Here is a 21,127-nt window from a genome sequence, read left to right on the forward strand (position 1 = left end):
GATGATGGAAAAGACGCCGATATCGTTGACCCCGGAACAGCAGACACTTGTCGCGCTTCGCGCTTTGCGCCGTCGCGTTGAAGAGCTTGAGCAACGTGAGCCGATTGCCATTGTCGGAATGGCATGCCGCATTCCCGGCGGCGCAAACGATCCCGAGGCATTCTGGAATCTTCTTCTTCAAAAACGAAATGTTGTGACAGAGATTCCTCGTGAACGGATGGATCTCGACACGATCTTTGACGCTCATCCGCAGACACCGGGCAAAACATATAGCCGTTGGGCCGCCATGCTCGACGCACCGGGCGATTTCGATGCGGAGTTTTTCGGGATATCGCCGCGCGAAGCGGTGACTGCCGATCCGCAACAGCGGCTGTTACTTGAGACAAGCTGGGAAGCTCTGGAGAACGCAGGCATCGATCCCAAATCTCTTGCTGGACAGGACGCGGGTGTTTTTGTTGGCATCTGTGGAGCCGAATACGCCCGCCATTATCAAAAGTGCGTACAGAGTGAAGCACTGGTGGCGCATTTCATGCAAGGCTCAGCGTTGAATGCCGCTGCTGGACGGATCTCCTATTTCTACGGCCTGCAGGGGCCGTGCATGGCCATAGACACAGCATGTTCTTCTTCTCTGGTGGCGGTCGACCGCGCCTGCCGCAGCCTGATGCAGCGCGAGACAGGTCTCGCGATCGTAGGAGGCGCGAACATTCTTGCCACCAGCGACATGTTAATCATGGGCTCACAGTGGGGCATGCTGTCTCCACGCGGCGCGTGCCGCACCTTCGATGCCGGAGCGGACGGCTTTGTCCGCGGTGAAGGATGCGGAGTGATTGTCTTGAAGCGACTGCGCGATGCGGAGGCCAACGGAGATCCGGTTCTGGCCGTGATTCTGGGCTCAGCAGTGAATCAGGATGGTGCCTCGAGCGGTTTGACGGTGCCGAATGGGCAAGCGCAACAGGAGCTCCTGAGGCGAGCCCACAGTAACGCCAGCATAGAGCCGTGGCAAGTGGGATACGTGGAAGCGCATGGCACAGGTACTACGCTTGGCGATCCTATCGAGGCCGAGGCTTTGGGAGCCGTTTTCAGTGAAGGCAGAAAGCGGGATCGGCCACTACCGTTGGGTTCGGTCAAGACGAATATTGGACATCTCGAAGCGGCTGCGGGTATTGCTGGCCTGATGAAGGTAGTGCTGGCTCTGAATCATGGCGTTGTTCCGGCGCAGCTCTATTGGGAACAGCCAAGCGAGCACGTTTCGTGGGACGAGTTATCGTTGGAAGTTGTTACGGAAGCAAGGACCTGGGAGCCAATCGAAGGCCGCCGTATCGCCGGAGTCAGTTCGTTCGGCTTCAGCGGCACAAACGCGCATGTAGTCGTCGAGGCCTTCGAAGACACACGAGTTTCTGAGAGAAGCACACGGGCCGCCGAGATTCTAGCAATCAGTGCGCGAACTTCTTCAGCTTTGAATGGACTTGTTGCACGATATGCGGAGTTTCTCCAACGAACTGAGGCGAGTTGGGGAGAGATCTGCCATTCTGCGGCAAATGGTCGCTCGGCGTTTGTAGAACGCCTTGCTGTTATCGCTAAAGATAAGGCTGAAGCGGTGGCGCGACTGAATCGCTGGCTGCAGAACGAATCTACTGCCCCTGAAATTCACCACGGAAGGCTCCGCTTAGGTGAACGCGTGCGCATTGGTCTTGTCTTTGGCGACGATCTGCATCTTCTTGACAGATTGCTGGGTAGGCCTGCGGATTCAGAAGCAATGCGCAAACAAGCCTGGATGTCGAAATGGGCGGACTTGGGCGCAGATCCTGTCGTCGTCGCATCCTCTGGTTCGAGTCTTCACACACAACTAGCTACCGCAGCTGTGAATCTTGTTATTGTCGTCGGATCACTTTCAGAAAAGTTCTCGATTCCAACGGTACGGCTCACTGTCACGGCGGATTGGCGAGCGCTTGCAAATGTAGTTGCTGAGTTGTTCGTTCATGGTCTGCCGGTGGATTGGAGCAAGTGGGAAAATGGCTTGAAGCATCGGCGTGTATGGCTTCCGAACTATGCATTCCAGAGAGAGCGGTTTTGGATTGAGCCGCAGAGTTCAAGGCAGGAAATCGCAGGGATGACAACAGGTCATGCATTGTTAGGCAATCGCCTGCGCGCGGCCGGAGTAAAAGGACAGTTTGAATCAGTACTCATGCTTACCGGCGCGACTAGCTGGATCGGTGAGCATATCGTCGAAGGTCAGCCCGTTCTTCCTGCGACCGCACACCTGGAGCTGATGATGGAGGCTACGGCTGAGATCGTTGGTCCGCAAGATATCTCCCTGGAAGATTTGATTCTGCAGGCGCCCCTCACTGTCTCTGCCACGCGTACGGTACAGACCGTCGTCGAGACTGCTGTTGCGGGACGATCTCGAGTGCGTATCTATGCCGAAAACGACAGACAAGAATGGGAGACGATGTCGGAGTGCTGGATGCGATCTTCCGGCGCCGCTGAAACTAAGATAGAGCAAATTGACCTTGATGCCATCCGGTTGCGGCTAAAGCAAACTGGTCCCGCAGCGTTCTATTCACAGATGACAGACAGGGGCGTTAGTTTCGGTCCGGCGTTCCAAGGAATAGAAACGCTCTGGACTGGTCAGGATGAGGCGCTGGGGGAGATTCGGAGCACCTATAAGGAAGACGGATATGTAATTTCTCCTTGGCGCTTGGACGCATGCCTGCAGGTGGCGGCGTCGCTGGTCGACGATGATGGCTTGTACCTGCCTCTGAGTGCGGAGGTCTTCAGGAAATACGGTCCTTTTGGCGAGCGATGCTGGAGCCATGTCCGAATTGAACGGATCGATGGCGACATGTTCACAGCCGATCTAACTATCGCGCATCCAGACGGCAGGGTGGTGGCGAAGATTGAAGGGCTTCGCTTCCGCAGGCGTGCAACGGGAACGTCGAGAACTGGCATTTACGGAGTTGATTGGATTCCGGCAAAATTAGCGGAGCATCCGGCGAATGTTAGCGGGCATTGGCTTATTACCGGAGACGATCAGCGTTTCGCCGATGAGCTTGCACAGCAGATGCGAGAGCAGGGTGCGACTTGCACCGTCGTATCGGATCAGGAAGTTGTCCCAAGGATTCTACGAGAAGCTTCAACTGAAGCGCGACGTATCGAGGGTGTTGTAGCCATAAGTCAGCCTCGCTTCCTGCATGAGGACACCGCCCTTCGGCTGGAAAAGCCGCACGCTTACACCTACACTCTTTTGCTTTTGCAGACATTGGTGCGGGAACAGATTCATCCGGCGTCCGGTGTTTGGTTGGTGACGCGAGGCGCACAGCAGGTAAGCGATTTGGAGATGGACGTTTCTGTGGGGGGTCGCGCGGTCTGGGGATTACGCCGCACGGCAGAGATGGAGTTTCCCGAACTGCGAACGCACGCTATCGACTTGGATGTCGATGGTAGTGCGGCGGAAATACTCCGTACTTTCGGTAGTAGTGAGGCGGAGATCGCGTGGCGAAACGGCTTTGCGAGTACGCCGCGCCTGACAAAGCGAGCTATTTCCGAGGAAGATCCGGCCGAACCGCCCAATATCGAGGTTCAGACGTCAAAGAGCGGAATCATCGAAGATCTGGTCTCGATGATTGTTCCTCGTAAGGCGCCATCAGCCGACGAAATCGAGATCGAGGTCCGCGCGCATGGAATCAATTTCCGTGACGTGATGAACACGCTGGGGATGTTGCCCGGCTTCTCGCAGCAACTGGGAGCGGAATGCGCCGGCATCGTGATCCGGGCCGGAGAGAGCAGCGGCTTTAAGGCGGGTGACCGGGTCTTTGCTTTTGCCATCGGCAGCTTTCGAACTTTCGCCACTGTAAAAGGGCGCAATGCGGCAAAAATTCCCGATAAGTTTAGTTTCGCTCAAGCAGCGGTTTTACCTGTAGCGTATCTGACCGCGATGTTTGGTCTCGATAAGTTGGCCAAACTGCGGAAAGGCGAACGGATTCTGATTCATTCCGCGGCTGGTGGTCTTGGATTGGCCGCCGTCCAGCTAGCGCGCGCCAGAGGGGCAGAGATTTTTGCCACCGCAGGAAATGAAGAGAAGCAACAGTATCTGCGTATGCTCGGCATCAAGCACGTTCTATCTTCAAGGACGACTGACTTCGCCTCCGACGTCATGCGGATTAGCGGCGGCCACGGCGTAGACGTTGTGCTCAACTCCCTGACCGGCGCGCTGGCAGAAAGTTCGCTACATGTGCTCGCGCACTCGGCACGCTTCCTTGAGGTGGGCAAGCGGGACGTTCTAACCAGAGAACAAGTTGCCAAGGCGCGGCCGGACATCAAGCATTTCAAATACGACCTCTCAGAGGAAGGAGAACGTGATCCGCTCCTCATTCCATCTCTAATGCAGGAAATGTTGCAGATGCTTCAAAGCGGTGAGCTTCCTCCGTTGCCGGTGACGGAATTCGATAGTGCAGTCGATGCACTTCGTTTTATGTCGCAGGCTCGCCACATAGGTAAGCTCGCGGTTACACGGAAGCATCCCTCAACCCGGACCGTAGCCATTGATCCGAAAGCGACCTATCTGATCACCGGAGGCACAGGCGGAGTAGGGATGCACTTCGCTGAGTGGCTGGTCAGGCGCGGCGCACGGCATCTTATTCTTCTTTCGCGCCGTGGTGGGGATCAAGCAAGTCAAGCAGCTTTAGCAAAGTTGCGTGATGTTGGTGTCGATGTACGCGTCGAGCGTATAGACATCACGGATTTCACAGCGCTCCATCAATGCATCGGATCCATTTCAAAAGACGCGCCGATCAAAGGTATTCTGCACGCAGCTGGAGTGATCGACGATCGCAGCCTGCTGCGGCAAACCTCGGAATCCTTCATAAATGTTGCGCAGCCAAAATGGGAAGGCGCCTGGAACCTGCATCAGCTTACGCACAATCTACCGCTGGACTTTTTCGTACTATTTTCCGCTGCTGCCACGCTATTCGGGATGCCGGGCCAGGCGAACTACAGTGCAGCGAATGCCATGCTTGACGGGCTGGCGGTCTATCGCCGCGGACAAGGCTTGCCTGCGTTGAGCGTCTGGTGGGGGCCGTGGGCTGGAGCCGGGATGGCGGAGGCGCTGCATCCAGCAGACTTTGGTTTTGCATGGGTCACCGCGGAAGATGGAACATCCGCGCTTGAAAGATTGCTTGCAAGCTCCGAGATAACATCCGCGGTTTTGCCGGTTGTCTCATGGAACCGGTTCGTGAGCCAGCGTCCAGCCCATGCGTCGTCACTATTTGCTGCACTGGCAGATCCGCTAGACAGTGTACCGAGGTCTGAAGAAAATGCGCGGATGTCATCATCGCCGCCACCAGCACACAAAAAGAGCTTCAGCGATCTTCTAGCACAAGCGGAAGCCTCAGACCGTCGCCAGCTACTTATGGAAATGCTGCGGCAACAGATCGTACAAATCCTTTCTCTGGGAGCGCAAAGCGTAATCGATGAGGATGCTGCACTCCATGATCTTGGCCTCGACTCCCTGATGGCTGTTGAACTGCGCAACACATTGCAGGTTTCGCTGGACCGGCAACTCTCGCCAACCCTCGTGCTGGATTATCCGACACTACGGGCTCTTCGGGAGACTTTACTGGCCGAGATATTCGGCGTTGAACGCGCGTCCGAGGACATCAACGGATGGCCGCAAGAGATAACGGAATTAAGTGACAGCGAGGCCGAGGCCCTGTTGCTCGCAGAACTGGAGACGTTGAGCCATGTCTCAAAACATTAAGCCGTCGCAAAGCGCTCCATCTGCGATGGGCGAATTATCTCCGGTGAAACGCGCGCTGATAGAGATCCGGCAGTTGCGCGCCGAACTTGAGGCAAGCAAAAAGGGAGAGAATGAGCCGGTAGCGATCGTCGGCATGGCTATGCGTTTTCCCGGAGGCGTTACCTCGCCGGAGCGCTTTTGGCAAGCGCTTGCCGAGGGCGAGGATCTGATAGGAGTCATTCCACCGGAGCGCTGGGATTTGCGCGAGTATCTGGATGCGGATGCCGATCACGCAGGTACGATGTACGACGGCCACGGCGGCTTTCTCCATGACATCGATGCCTTCGACGCTGAGTTCTTCGGCATCAATCCTCGCGAAGCTGCGAGCATGGATCCACAACAGAGAATGCTGCTTGAGCTTACCTGGGAGGCATTGGAACGCGCAGCAATTGATCCTAAGAGCTTGTTTAACACCTCTGCGGGCGTTTTTTTGGGTTTGTCGAACTGCGATTATGCACGCATCACGATGGGTGATACGAGAGAGATTGATGCGTACGCAGGGGTCGGCGCTGCGTTGAGCATTGCTGCCGGCCGCATCTCATATTTTCTCGGCTCTCACGGCCCGGCGCTCGTTGTGGATACAGCGTGCTCTTCATCGCTTGCAGCTCTGCATCTGGCAGTGCAAAGCCTGAGAAGTGGGGAGATTGATCTGGCAATCGTAGGGGCCGCAAACCTGATTCTCTCGCCGGAGTATAACGTCGGCTTCACCCGTACGCGAATGCTTTCGCGGGACGGCCATTGCAAGACATTCGATGCATCTGCAGATGGCTACGTCAGGAGCGAAGGTTGCGGAGTTCTGGTCTTACGACGCCTGGCGGACGCAAGACAGAATAGCGATCTGATTTTGGCGAACATCGTCGGTTCGGCTATCAATCAAGACGGCCGCAGTGCCGGAATGACAGCACCGAACGGACCAGCTCAGGAGGCCGTCATACGAGCTGCGCTGGATGATGCAAGGGTTGGCCCATTATCAATTGACTTCGTTGAAACTCATGGCACCGGCACACCGCTCGGCGATCCGATGGAAGTAAAAGCACTCTCTGCTGTCTATGGTGTGGGACGCGAGGAGAGCGATCGGTTGCACATTGGTTCGGTGAAAACCAATCTGGGGCACGCTGAAGCGGCAGCTGGTATGGCGGGGCTGATGAAGGTGGTCCTTATGATGCAGCCGGGGCATGGCATAGTACCGAACCTGCATTTTAACGATCCGAATCCAAAGATTGACTGGGCGCATTTACCAATCGAAGTTTCCGCGAGTCTGACGGCGTGGCCGAAAGATGATGGGCAACAGCTCTACGCCGGCGTGAGCTCATTTGGCTTTAGCGGCACGAATGCACATGTCATCGTGTCGTCATCAGAAAATCGGAGCATTCCAAACAAAACTGTAGTTACGGAGCAGGGGAAGGATTTGCTGCTCGTCCTGTCGGCCGCTCACGAGACACCTCTGCGCGAATTGGCTGAGCACTACGTTCCTTTTCTAAGAGAGACGAAGGAACACTTTACCGACATTTGTTTTACTGCGTTAACAGGACGTGCCAGTTTCGAACATCGACTGGCGTTGCGTGCAAACGATGCAAGGTCCGCAGCGGAGATGCTCGAGCAATGGCTCGCCGGAAAGATGGTTTCAGGGATAGCAAAGAGTCATCCTGCTCAAAGTATTTCTGGTACCACAGTCGATACTCTTGGACGACTTCAGGCACTCTATGTAAGCGGCGGAGCGCTGCACTGGCATGAAGTGAGTGATGCCGAGGATGCGCATCGCGTCTCGTTACCGGTGTATCCATTCCGCCGTACTCGTTATTGGTTCGGACACACGCCACAGGAGAAGCGAAAAAGAGAACGTGACAGGATTTGGCGCGCTGTGGTTGACGCTGCCGAGGCGCAGAGCAGACAGGGTCCGTTGGGTTGGGAGATAGGGAATTACCCAGAGAGATGGAATGTGTTGCACCGCCTTACGTTGGCTCACGCACGCAGCGTTTTATCAGAAACAAAAGCCTTCCGTTCTGGGCAGGTATCAAGCGTGGACGACGTAATCGCCAGTTGCAATTTCGATCCGTTGTACAGAAATCTGACTTTGCGCTGGCTCGAAGGACTCGCAGCTGGCGGAATACTAGTAAAAGAGAACGATGGATATAAGGCTGTTGAGGAGCTTTCGCCCGTGTCGCTCGATTCGTATTGGCGCGAAGCAGAGCGGTGTCTGGCCGGCAGTCCCGGCGTCCTCGCGTATCTACGTCATTGTGGTTCGTTGCTGAGTGCTGTCATGACGGGTAAGACAAACCCATTGGAGACACTGTTCCCGCAAGGCTCATTCGAATTAGCGGAAGGACTCTACGAAGGAAACGCCGAAGCTCACTATCTAAATCCAATCGTTGCAGCCGCTGTGAATGAAGTTGTTCGCGGGACTAGTGTGCGGCGCGATGCGCGAGTCTTAGAGATTGGCGGAGGCACAGGAGGGACAACGTCGGCAATTTTGTCGGCTCTACCCGCTAATTGCTCAGAATATTGGTTCACCGATTTGTCTATGTTGTTTCTGAACCGTGCCCAACGCAAATTCGCTGGGTATCCTTTTGTCCGCTATGCCATCTTCGATCTGGATGGACTATCGAATTCAGACGGCATAGGGGAAAGACAGTTCGATGTGATTGTCGCGGCCAACGTCGTTCATGCTTCGCGCAACCTGAAGGCTGCTCTAGGAAAAATCCGGAATTTGCTTGCCCCGGGCGGTCTGATGGTGCTCCTCGAATCAACGCAGCACCATACCTGGTTTGATATGTCGACCGGCTTGATCGAGGGCTGGCAGCACTTTGAAGATGATCTTCGTGGAACGCATCCGTTGCTGAATCCAGAGCAGTGGAAACACGTCCTGGAACAGCACGGATTTTCACCTGTCACAACATTGCCTGCCGCTGATGCAGCGGTGGCTGCGATCGGGCAGCACGTTGTGATTGCGCGCAGCAACCGAGAAGAATACGACGGCGATGTCACCGCCCTTGGTAAGGATGATGCAGTCAAGAACTGGGAATCCTTACTGCCGACAGTCTCAAACGATGCTGAAGAAATGGCTGAGCGCCTTCGCATACTTCCGCCTCCGGAACGCGAAGAAGCAATGTTCAACTTGGTGCGAACAACGATACGACGGGTCTTCAATTTATCGCAGAGCGCTGAGAGTCTGACGGCACGTGACCGGTTGAGCGATCTGGGTATGGACTCGCTGATTGCCTTGGAGCTAAAGGCGGAGTTGGGTAAAGCTTCGGGGCTGGGAGCGCAAATCTCTTCCACGATTGCCTTTGATACGGGGACCGTGGGTGAGCTGACGAATACGTTGCTGCTTGCCTTGGCCGAAGAGATGGACGGGCGGACGAAAGACGTCTCAGACACCACGTCGTCACTGTCTGATGGAGGTGTATGCAGCGGGAGTGTTTTGTCATCAGACGGCAATCCCTCGATTTCCAGTACATCTCTGCTAACGATCGACGAGCTGAGCGAAATGCCTGATGAGGAAGTGGAGCAGATGTTGAAGGAGCGGCTAGCCAGGCGATGACTCAGACGGATAAGCCAGATCAGGGAAATGCGCCGCTCACGGCGATCAAGCGAGCCTTCCTTGCGGTGCAGGCTGCGCAAGCGCGGGTCGACGAATTAGAGCGCGAACGCTCGGAACCGATCGCGATTATTGGAATCGGCTGCCGGGTGCCGGGTGCCGGAGAGGGGCCGGATAATTACTGGAGACTGTTGTCAGAACGTCGTATTGCGGTGAGGCAGGAAGCGAACAAACGATTTGTTGATGTCGGGCATCAGACAACACTGCCGGAAGCCGCACGATGGGCGGCATTACTAGATCAGGTGGATGCTTTCGATCCACAACATTTTGGAATATCGCCACGCGAGGCGGCGGGTATCGATCCGCAGCATCGTCTTCTACTCGAAACCAGTTGGCAGGCTCTTGAGGATGCGGGGGTCGATCCTCACTCACTTTACAAATCTCGCACCGGCGTCTTTGTTGGCATCTGCTCCCACGACTATGCGCAAATGCAGTTGCAGGATGCAGGGGTTGACGCACTGAATCCTCACTTCGCTTCGGGGATTGCCACAAGTGTGGCGTCAGGCCGAATCGCTTATTTGTTTGGCTTAAATGGTCCCGCCATTTCGGTCGACACCGCTTGCTCCTCATCCTTAGTAGCGGTGCATCTCGCGTGTGCTGCCATCCGCCGTGGAGAGTGCTCGATGGCGCTTGCGGGTGGCGTCAATCTTATCCTCGCGCCTGAGTATTCCATTGCTTTTGCCGAAGCAAATATGTTGTCGCCGCTGGGAGTATGCCGCACATTTGATGAAGCGGCTGACGGCTTCGTTCGCGGAGAGGGCTGCGGGGTGATCCTTCTCAAGCGTTTGCGCGATGCGGAAGCCGATGGCGATCGGATTCTTGCTGTCATTCGAGGATCGGCAATCAATCAGGATGGAGCTACAAGTGGTCTAACGGTGCCCAATGGGCATGCCCAGCAGGAACTGTTGCGCGCGGCATATGCCAATGCGGGCGTAGAAGCCTGGCAGGTTGGATACGTCGAATCGCACGGCACAGGAACATCTCTGGGTGATCCAATCGAGGCCGAGGCTCTGGGCGCGGTATTCAAGGCTGGCCGGAAACGGCAACAGCCGTTACTGCTGGGCGCGGTAAAGGCAAATATAGGACACCTTGAGGCAGCGGCTGGCATCATCGGTCTCATTAAGGTCGTTCTTACTCTGCAAAAAGATATCATTCCCGGACATCCAAATCTCGAGCGACTCAATCCGCATGTAAGGTGGGATGAACTGCCACTCGAAGTCGTGAGGGATGCCCAACCGTGGCCCGCGATTGAAGGCCGAAAGATTGCAGGCGTGAGCTCGTTTGGCTTTAGCGGAACAAATGCCCATGTGGTGCTTGAGGGAATGACAACAAGCACCTCTCCCATCAAAAGTGATTCCAGAATGGACGTGCTTGTTCTCAGCGCCCGAACCGTCTCTGCCTTGCGCGAGATGGCCGAACGTTATGTCAAGGTACTGGAGAATGGTGACGCAAACTGGGCCGATATCTGTTACACAACGGCGACTGGGAGGTCGCTATTCAGCGAACGACTGGCAACTGTCGCGAACGACAAGAATGGGGCCATCCATCACCTGAACATGTGGTTAAAAGAGGGCGATGGTGCGAAGGAAATTTTCCGGGGGAAATGGCGTGCCGGAGAATACTCCCGTTCTACGCTTGCGGTTGGGCCCGAAGTAGATCCGACGACGGTAGCGGAGGCTTTTGTAAAGGGAACACCGATTGATTGGACGCTCTGGAATGAGGGAAAGAAACACCGTCGAGTCTCATTACCGGGATATCCCTTTCAGCGCGAACGACACTGGGTGGATTTTCCATCAAAGAAAAGAGAGGATGGCGGTAAAGCGACCAAATGGAAGCTGCTTGGGACTCGTCTCGCTGTAGCCGGAGTGAAGGCACAGTTTGAAACACTACTTTCTGTTGATGGTGCTACCGATTGGATCGGTCAGCATGTCATGAATGGAAAGACGGTCTTTCCACTTACGGGATATGTCGAGTTAATGCTCGAGGCTGGAGCAGAGCTATTCCCGTCGGGGGTGCGGTTGGAAGACCTGGTACTGCAGGCCCCATTGTTGGTTGACACTTCACGAACCATCCAGGTGGTTGTTGAATCTGAGGTTCAGGGGCGCAGCCGCGTTCGGGTGTTTGGGACGGCGGGTGCGGATGAAGAGTGGCAAAGCTTCTGCGAAGGATGGTTGCGGCCAGTCCTTCTCGAGGTCGAACGCGTCGATATCGATGCCATACAACAGCAAGTTACCACGCAGGAAAACTCGGAGAGCTTCTACGCCAGTGTAAGAGAGAGCGGAGCCGCATTCGGGCCGAAGTTTCAAGGACTGGCGCGACTATGGAGCGGCACGGATGAGGCGCTGGGCGAAGTGAAGGCGATGACAGCTGAAGAAGGCTATCTCTTTGCTCCCTGGAGGCTCGACGCCTGCCTTCAGTTAATCGGGGTCGTAAGTGGCGACGCGAGCATTTATTTTCCCTCAAGCGTTGGGGAGATCCAGGTTTTTGCTACTCCTGGAGAAGTGTGCTGGAGCCATTTCCGTAGCCGTCGCATGGACAGTGACACGTTGGATGTGGATGTCACCGTCATGGATCAAGATGGCGCTGTTCTGGCGGTATTCCGGAACTTGCTTTTCCGCAGGGTGGTCGCCCCTAGGGAAAATATTGCGTCCTGGCTTTATAGGCCGCACTGGAAGACTGAGGGTGCACCGCCGCCGTCGGCAAACTCTGCGGTTCGGAGGGTGGCGCTCGTAGGCGACTCGGCACGTATGAGCGCTGCCGAATTTTATTTACGTGAGCTCGGTTTAGGGGTTGTACGGCTCGCCGACGACGAGTTGTATACAAAGAGGCTGGCAGATGTCGATGCTGTGCTCTATTTCGCATCACAGGAAGAAACGGAAGAATCGGCTGCAGGCAGTATTGTTGATCGCAGCAGAAGACAAGTGGAACGAGTGCTCGCAGTAACACAGGGGCTTCTCGAAGTCGATCCAACATCGAAGCCGCGACTCTACCTGATCACTGAAAATGCATGCATGCTTCCGTCAGGCGGCGAAGCTCACATTCGACTGGCCGATACGCCTGTACTGGGAATGGCGAGCGCAATTGCTCTGGAAGCTCCTGAGTTGAGGTGCACGCTGATCGATGTTGCCGATAGTGATGAGTCCACTACGCGACAAGTTGTGCACGAGATACTTGGAGGAACTGACGATCTGCGCATCGCATATCGTTCCGGACAAAGATATGTTGCGCGCATTGAAAGATTGCTTGACTCCCAGGTACCCGTCGATGAGCGGAAATCGACGAGACTTTCGATGGGACAAGGTATAGAGGCTCTGGCCTATGAGCAGGTAGAAAGAGGTAATTTGCAGCCCGATGAGATCGAGATTGCGGTGCGGGCGACGGCTTTGAATTTTCGCGATGTTTTGAAAGCGACAGGACTGCTGGATCATGCCGGGCCAATCGGAACCGATTGCTCCGGCGTGGTTTCTCGCACAGGTAGCAACGTATCCGACTTGCAGGTAGGGGATTCGGTAGTCGCGATTGCGCCCGGCTGTTTTGCCAGACACGTGGTGACAGCGGAAGCGCTGGCTGTGCGTAAACCAAAACAGCTGTCGTTTGAAACCGCAGCAGCCCAGACTGTCGCGTACCTGACTGCCGATTACTGCCTGCACGAGCTTGCCCACATCAGGAAGGGCGATCGCGTGTTGATTCATGCAGCCGCAGGAGGGGTGGGACTCGCCGCAGTTCATCTCTGCCAGCAGGCGGGAGTAGAAATGTTTGCAACGGCAGGCAGCGAAGAGAAACGTGCATGGCTTCGCAACTTCGGTATCAAAAACGTATTCGATTCTCGCTCACTCGCCTTCAAAGACGAAATCCCCACAGGGGTGGATGTTGTGCTGAATTCGCTAGTCGGCGATGCAATTGACACGGGATTATCGCTTCTCAGGCCGGACGGAAGATTTGTCGAGTTGGGTAAGACGGATCTTCGCCATCGTGATTCCGTCGAACAACAATGGCCGGGCGTAGTTTATCTAGCAGCTGATCTTACCCCTCTCTTTGCGGAGCGCTCTCCGTGGGTGAAGACAAAGATTACGGCGATGATGAACGACATTGCCGAGGGTGTCCTTCCCGCGTTACCCGCCGCCGTTTTTGAAGAGCGGGAGACGAAGCAGGCTTTTCGCTATATGGCCTCGGCACGGCATATCGGCAGAGTCGTCATACGGTCGGGCTCGAAGGACATCACGGATGGAACACATCTGATCACCGGCGGTATGCGGGGTCTCGGTCTCAAGTTGGCGGAGTATTTGGTAGAGAAGGGCGTACGTGACCTGGTTCTTGCCGGAAGAAGTCAGCTTTCCGAAGAATCAAGCAGGGTAATCGCGCGACTCAAGGCAGATGGCGCAACAATCCATACTTTTTATGGCGACGTGGCTGAGATGGAAACAGCGCAGCGCCTCATAACGCAATGCGGGAACAATTTGCGTGGCGTGTGGCACTGCGCAGGCGTGATCGATGACGCGGTATTATCCGAACAATCCTGGGAACGTTTTGCGAGTGTGATGCGCCCGAAGATGAATGGTGCATGGAACCTGCATATGCTGACCCATGGTGCAAAGTTGAATTTTTTTGTCATGTTCTCGTCGTGGGCTTCTCTTGCGGGATCGCGTGGACAAGCCAACTACTGCGCCGCAAACGCATTTCTTGACGCGCTCGCTGCATCTCGTCATGCTGAGGGCCTACCGGCGCTCAGTGTGAACTGGGGTGCATGGGGCGAAACCGGCATGGCTGCCAACGAAACGATCGAGAGTTATTTGTCACGCTCAGGGATGCATGTCATGCCCCCGGAACACGCTTTTGCGGCGCTGGAACTGGCCATACAGATGGAAGAATCGCAAGTTGCGATTTCTGACATGGATTGGACGAAGTATTTGGGTAAGGTTCCCGAGGCGCAAAAGAGATTTTTCTCGGAGGTGAGTCTCGAAACGAAAGAAGCTGAACGCCGTCCAACTTCAAAAACTGGACGCGTAATCGAGGGCGGTCATAGCACAGATGCATTGGCATCATCTGTCAACACCTTACTCGTCGAAATTTTTGCAGCCTCAGCAACGAGTCGCACTGCTGCTATTCAGCGAATCGTGGCCAATGCGGTACGTTCCACCCTGGATTTGCGCTCTTCAGAGGAGCTCGATCCGGATGAATCGCTGAGCGACCTCGGGATGGATTCTCTGCTAGCGATTGATTTGCGAAACAACCTGTCCTCGCTTTTGGAGCGGCGGCTGCCATCAACCCTCATCTTCGATTATCCGAGCGTGGGGCGGCTTGCACGCTTTATCGAGCAGGAGTTGTTCTCGGCCGAATCAATGCCGCAAGCGAACGACACTGAACCGATGAGTGAGGCGAACATTCCCGGCAGCTTGGCGTCGCTAGGCATCCTGGATGAAATAGAGCAGATGTCGGATGAGCAAGTAGATTTCATTTTCGAGAAAGGCGCGCATCGATAGCGCGGACGGAAAATCTGTAGTGCGAAGCGACGAAACATCGAATGTCTTTTTGGAGCGTATCCAGAATCTTTCGCCGAAGCGACTGGCGTTGCTCGCAGTAGAGCTCGAGCGTCGTCTGGCTGAGAGGGAAAATGCGGCTTCCGAGCCTATCGCGGTCGTCGGAATGGCCTGCCGTACGCCGGGTGGCGCAGAGACGCCGGAGGATTTCTGGAAGATCCTGGCTACTGGACAGGATGCGATAGAACGCATACCCGACGAACGATGGAATGCGGACGCATTTTACGATTCTCATCTTGATACCCCCGGTAAGGCAATTACGAAGTATGCCGGATTCGTGCGAAATATCGATCAGTTCGACCCGGCATTTTTCGGAATATCTCCGCGGGAAGCATCTGGAATGGATCCGCAACATCGGATGCTCCTCGAAGTAGCCTGGGAGGCACTGGAAAATGCCGGAGAGCGCGCGGATCTTCTGGAGGAGAGCTCGACCGGTGTCTTTATCGGCATAAGCTCCAGTGACTACGAGCAGCTTGTCTTCCAATCTGACGAATCGGCGCTCAATGCATATTCGGGGTCGGGCCTGGCGAGTTCTGTCGCAGCGGGCCGTCTATCGCATTTCCTTGGTCTGCATGGTCCGAACTTGTCCGTCGACACAGCATGCTCGGCGTCAGGTTCGGCGATCCATCTCGCGTGCCAAAGTCTGCGCACCGGTGAATGCAGCAGGGCACTGGCCGGAGGTGTGAACCTTGTCCTTATGCCCGGTAGTGTCGTGATTCTTTCGCAGGCACATATGCTTGCCGCCGACGGGCGTTGTAAAACATTTTCCCGGAATGCGGACGGCTTCGGGCGCGCGGAGGGATGCGGAATCCTTGTTTTGAAGAGGCTTTCTGCGGCGCAGGCTAACGGCGATCGCATTCTTGGACTGATTCGCGGCACGGCAATAAATCACGATGGCCGCAGCAATGGGCTTACAGCACCGAACGGTCCGGCACAGGAAAAAGTGATTAAAGCAGCGCTGGCGCAGGCAAAGCTGACGCCTGCGGATATCGATTACGTTGAAGCGCATGGGACGGGAACGGTACTCGGAGATGCGATCGAGCTGGGTGCTTTGAGCAATGTCTTCGGCGAGCACCGCGACGAGACGCGTCCGCTGTTGCTTGGTTCTGTAAAGACAAACGTAGGTCACCTGGAATCGGCTGCCGGCGTGACCGGCGTGATGAAAATATTGCTGGCTCTTGAACATGAATTGCTGCCACCGCATCTTCACCTGGGGGCAGGCGACGAGAATGAAGCCCTGCAAGATAAGCCGTTTGAAGTTCCTTCGAGCGCGAAACCGTGGCTTCGGAGTCAGCGCCCACGCATTGCCGGAGTCAGTTCCTTCGGTTTCAGCGGTACGAACTGTCATTTGGTGATCCAGGAGGCTCCCGCCGCCGACCCTCCGGCGACCGAAGCACCCTACGCAGCAGAGTTGTTGACTATTTCAGCCAAAACGCCCGCAGCCCTGACCGCTCTCTGCGAACGCTACGCCCGATATCTTCGCGAACATCCAGAGACTGTGTTGGCTGATTTTTCCTGGACACTCAATGGGTGTCGTTCCCCATTTCAACATCGAATTGCATTGATCGTACGATCTGTTACGGATGCAACTGGGCAGCTTGAGCAGATCATTGAATCGGACCCACGGCAATCGTCCTTTTATCGATTTGTCTCCGGCTACCAAGCACCTTCGATCGCGTTTTTATTTACCGGCCAGGGTTCTCAATTCTCAGGAATGGGTCATTCCTTGTACGAGCGTAATACAACATTCCGCTCAGCCATCGATCGCTGCGACAAAGCTCTAGCTGGCAAACGAGAGCATCAGCTCAGTTCGGTCATATTTGGTGAGTCGGGGGTTCCGAGTGAATTAATCGACGACACAAAGTGGACACAGCCGGCTCTTTTCGCCGTGGAATATGCATTGGCGATGTTGTGGGAATCATGGGGACTACGACCAACCATCGTGCAGGGGCACAGCCTGGGAGAATATGTGGCCGCCTGCGTTGCCGGCATTTTGACGCTCGAAGACGCCTTGATGCTCGCGGCCGAGCGCGGCAGGTTGATGAGTGAGCTGCCTCGCAATGGAGGTATGCTGTTTGTCCGCGCTAGTGAAGAGGTAGTGTTGGCATCCATTGGTTCGCTTCCCGCCGTGATTTCCATTGCGGCAAGCAATGGCCCCGAGAGCGTGGTTCTCTCCGGTCGCAGCGCAGAGCTGAATGAAATTGGCCGAAAGCTGTCAGCGAAGGGAATTAAAACGCAACCACTGACCGTATCGCATGCCTTTCACTCTCCCATGATGGAGCCTATGCTGGACGAGTTTGAACGTCAGGCAGCCAACTTCGACTGCAAGATTCCTGAAATCGAATTCGTTTCGAACGTTACCGGCGGCGTGCTTGGAAAAGACGAGCGGATAGATGCCGCCTATTGGCGTCAGCACGTGCGTCAAACTGTAAAGTTTGCTCAGGGATTAAATTCGCTTTTGGATCACAAACCCGAATTGCTGCTTGAGATCGGACCCAGCCCTGTTCTGTTAGGCATGGCCAAGGCAGCTCATCCGGAATTGACAATGTCTTCCGCAGCAGCGATGCAGCGCGGAAAGGATGAATGGGTAAGCGCATTTGAAGCGCTTCGGACTGCTTATCTCGCAGGGGTGCCAATCAATTGGGCAGAGGTCTATCGTGACAGGTCAAAGCAAAAATTAGCACTGCCAACCTATCCTTTCCAACGCCAGCGCTATTGGGCGACATCCGTGCCCAGAGCGACGAGCGCCCTTGCTGCTGCAACGCAACAATCTGTTACGAAAGATCCTCTGGAACCCCTGCTTTATCGGACGGAGTGGGTTGCCATGGCGACTCCGAGCGTTCGCTCCGCCTCCGGATCGAAATCGGCATTGATCGCTGGCGAAGGTTCTTGCCTTGAGACGATGAAGGAGTCACTCAGTGCAAAGGGAATTTACACGTATGCCTTGAAGGGTGATGCCCGTATGTTTTTCGCGGGAAGCACATCAGGTGATGTGCAAATTGGCCGTGCGCTGATTAGAGATTCACTGCGCAACGCCGCGAAGCCAGACGTAATGTTGCTGATGCTGCCAAATCATTCCGAAGCATCCGATGCGCCTGCGGCAACTCTGCAGAACGCAACGGCAATTCTCACAGTGCTTCAGGAAGTGATGGGACACGGAGCAGAGCCGCCGGATGTGTGGCTCATAACGCAGGGAGCCTTCGTATGTGGGGAGGCAGATAATCGTCCCGATCTCGCGGCGAGCATTGCCGAGGCAATGGCAAAGGTAGCCAGGCTCGAACATCCAGGCCTGCGCATCCATCACGCAGATCTAGCGTCGGATCCGACGCTAGCGGACTACGCGCAGTTTGCTGGACTTCTGCGGAATGGAACAACAGAACATACCATGGCAATTCGCGGGAATGCTCTCTATGTGCCGCGCCTGGCAAGATATCAGGAACAACAACAGGGTCTCATTGCGATCCAGCCGCATGGCGCCTATTTAGTCACGGGAGCCTTTGGTGGATTGGGTCTACGCACGGCAGAATGGCTGGTTGAACGTGGCGCGAAGGAGGTATATCTCGTTGGACGCCGCGAACCTTCACCCGCGACACGCGCCCGGATCGAAAAGCTCGCCGGTGCGAATGTCCGCGTTCATCCTGTCGTTGCGGATATCTCGAAGGCGGAGCAGATCGAGGAGTTGTCGTCTCGGATCGCTGCGGATGGCGCGGAGCTGCGCGGTATCGTTCATGCTGCAGGCACCCTCGATGACGGTACTATGACGCAGCAGACGCCGGAGCGCTTTGCCACCGTGTTTGCACCAAAGGTGAGTGGCGGATGGCTGTTGCACCAGTTTTCTCTCAAGTATCCATTGGATTTTTTTGTGATGTTTGGATCGGCTTCTGCGCTGCTGGGACTAAGTGGGCAATCCAACTATGCCGCCGCAAATGCATTTCTTGATTCGTTGGCGGAACTGCGGCACCAGCGAGGTCTTCCTGCGACTTCTGTCGCGTGGGGCGCGTGGTCGGATATTGGAATGGCGACGCGTGTCAAGATTGCGCAGCGCTCCACGGTAATCGGTATCGGCAGCATATCGCCCGACAAAGGTATGGAGTTGCAGGAGCAGGCAATCCTGAGCGGCATGCCGGCGCTGGCAGCTCTGCCTTTCGACTGGAAGGTGTTCTTCGCTGCCCGTACAGCGCACCACGATTGGCCATTGCTGGAGAAGATGGCCGACAATGCGCTGGATTCAGCCAAGGCTGCAGCTCCAGCCACGCTGGCTTCGCTGGTACTAGTGGCGCAGCCAGGCCAGCGTTTGGATGTGATTCGCGGGTATCTTCGTTCGCGCATTGCCTCGGTGCTCATGCTTCCGTCAGATTATGTATGGTCTGACGATCAGCCATTCGCAGAACTTGGTTTGGACTCGCTCATGGCGCTCGAATTGAAAAATGAGCTGCAAACCTCAGCTGGTGCTGCGCTGCCACCTACGTACTTGTTTGAATATCCGAATCTCAGCTTGGCAGCCATGTATCTGGATGCACTAATAGCTGGAAGCCGTGGCAGTGAGTCAACGGAAGCTGTGGCTGCTGGATACGAGGAGATCGTATTGTGAAACCTCTCATCCAGTTTCTGTCTGAGTTGCGTGGGCGAGACGTCGCCCTGAACGTCCATGGCGACAAGCTGACCATCAGCGCTCCGAAAAATGCGTTCACACCGGAAATGCGACAGGAACTCGCGGATCGAAAGCAGGAGATTCTCACTTTCCTGCGGAATACCCAGGATTGGAAAGGTTCACAACAAAACGCGCGTGATAGTGGAGACGTTTTGCTGTCTCGTTCCCAGCAGCGCGTGTGGTTTCTGGATCAGGTTCGTCCCGCGAATCCTGCAAACAATATCGTCATTCCATTCTGGCTCACAGGGATGGTTGATTTGGCGGCTCTGGATCGTGCGCTGCGTACGGTGGTTGAGCGTCATGAGTCGCTACGTACAGGATTTTCACAACGAAACGGCCAAGCCTTTGCCTGGATCGCCGAATCAGTGGAATGGAAGGTCGATCTTGTTGATCTGCGAGAGCTGGGGCAGCGTGAGGCAGAAGAGGAAGCGAAGCGCTTAGGATGGCATGCGGGCCGCCGATCCTTCGAGCTGAATAAGCCGCCGCTATTTCGAGCCACGATGTTTCAGGTGTCGCAGGATCGATATCTGTTGGTAATGGTGGTGCACCATATAGTGGCCGACGGCTGGTCGCTGGGCATTCTTTCTCACGAGTTGACTGAGCTCTACAGAGAATTTTCCTCTGGTCGCACTTCTCCGTTGCCCGAGCCACAGTTTCAGTATCGCGACTATGTACATTGGGAACGGGAAGAAGGTCGCAGACTCGCGGAGCAACAGATGCCTTACTGGCTCGATCGGCTGGGAGGCGATCTGCAAACTCTCGAAATCCCCACCGACCGGCCGCGCTCCGCATCCCTAAGCTCCGACGGCGGAAAGATGATCGTAGAGATCGATGAGAAGTTTGCCGAGCATCTCCGAAAACTAAGCCGCGAGATTAGTACAACGCTATTCAATGTGCTCTTGGCAGCTTTTAAAGTCCTTCTATTTCGGTACACGGCTTCAGAAGACGTTCTGGTTGGAAGTAATGTGGCGAACAGGCCACGCCAGGAGTTCTCCACGCAGATTGGCTTCTTCGTTAACAATGTGCTGCTGCGCACGCAATTGAGCGGCAACCCCACTTTTGTTGAACTGGTCCGGCGTGTGACCGAGACGACGCGGACGGCATACGCCAATCAAAATGTTCCCTTCGACATGATCGTCGAAAAGCTGCGCCCAGAACGTGGACTCGGCAATCACAGTCCATTAGCGCAGATCATGTTCACACTGGAAAACCTGCCACTGCCGGAACTCCGACTGGCCGGCCTGACAGCAGAGCTTGCTCATATTGACTTCAATATTGCGGGCGCCGATCTTGCGGTGCTGATCTGGCCGGTGGGAGGAGGGTATCGATGCGAGTTTGAGTACAGCACGGATTTATTTGAGGAGGAGACGATCGGGCAGATGCAGGGGCATTACGTGCGTTTGCTGGAAGAGGTAGTGAAGGACGGGGAGCGGCGGATCGGAGAGCTGCCGTTACTGAGCGCAGGGGAGCGGGAGGAAGTTCTTCGTGGCTGGAACCAGACATCGCGAGGGAGAGCTGGATACAGGACGGTAGCTGAGTGGTTCGGG

General features: G+C 55.5%; 5 protein-coding genes. All 5 read left to right on the top strand.

The genetic code is table 11. The features are described from left to right. Position 1 precedes the first annotated feature (1 nt). A complete protein-coding gene (locus GSQ86_RS11170) occupies positions 2-5,755 on the top strand; it encodes an SDR family NAD(P)-dependent oxidoreductase (RefSeq protein WP_158750014.1) in 5,754 nt (1,917 codons plus the stop codon). Next, positions 5,739-9,335 (top strand): beta-ketoacyl synthase N-terminal-like domain-containing protein, encoded by a 3,597-nt coding sequence (locus GSQ86_RS11175; protein WP_158750015.1) that lies wholly within the window; start codon positions 5,739-5,741, stop codon positions 9,333-9,335. Before GSQ86_RS11170 ends, GSQ86_RS11175 begins: the two co-directional genes overlap by 17 nt. Then, entirely contained in the window at positions 9,332-14,872 is a 5,541-nt protein-coding gene (locus GSQ86_RS11180) for an SDR family NAD(P)-dependent oxidoreductase (RefSeq protein ID WP_158750016.1), read from the top strand. Before GSQ86_RS11175 ends, GSQ86_RS11180 begins: the two co-directional genes overlap by 4 nt. Positions 14,873-14,891: 19 nt before the next feature. After that, on the top strand, positions 14,892-19,520 hold the full coding sequence (locus GSQ86_RS11185) for a type I polyketide synthase (RefSeq protein WP_158750017.1): 4,629 nt from the start codon (positions 14,892-14,894) through the stop codon (positions 19,518-19,520). Beyond that, on the top strand, positions 19,517-21,127 hold a 1,611-nt coding region (locus GSQ86_RS11190), incomplete at its 3' end, for a condensation domain-containing protein (RefSeq protein WP_254062309.1). The genes GSQ86_RS11185 and GSQ86_RS11190, both read left to right, overlap by 4 nt.

The sequence above is a fragment of the Acidobacterium sp. S8 genome (assembly GCF_009765985.1).
Classification (GTDB): Bacteria; Acidobacteriota; Terriglobia; order Terriglobales; family Acidobacteriaceae; genus Alloacidobacterium.

What these genes read in the sequence shown, in the direction of transcription:
- GSQ86_RS11170 (WP_158750014.1), top strand. Translation starts at nt 2, where the DNA reads ATGATGGAAAAGACGCCGATATCGTTGACCCCGGAACAGCAGACACTT.
- GSQ86_RS11175 (WP_158750015.1), top strand. Translation starts at nt 5,739, where the DNA reads ATGTCTCAAAACATTAAGCCGTCGCAAAGCGCTCCATCTGCGATGGGC.
- GSQ86_RS11180 (WP_158750016.1), top strand. Translation starts at nt 9,332, where the DNA reads ATGACTCAGACGGATAAGCCAGATCAGGGAAATGCGCCGCTCACGGCG.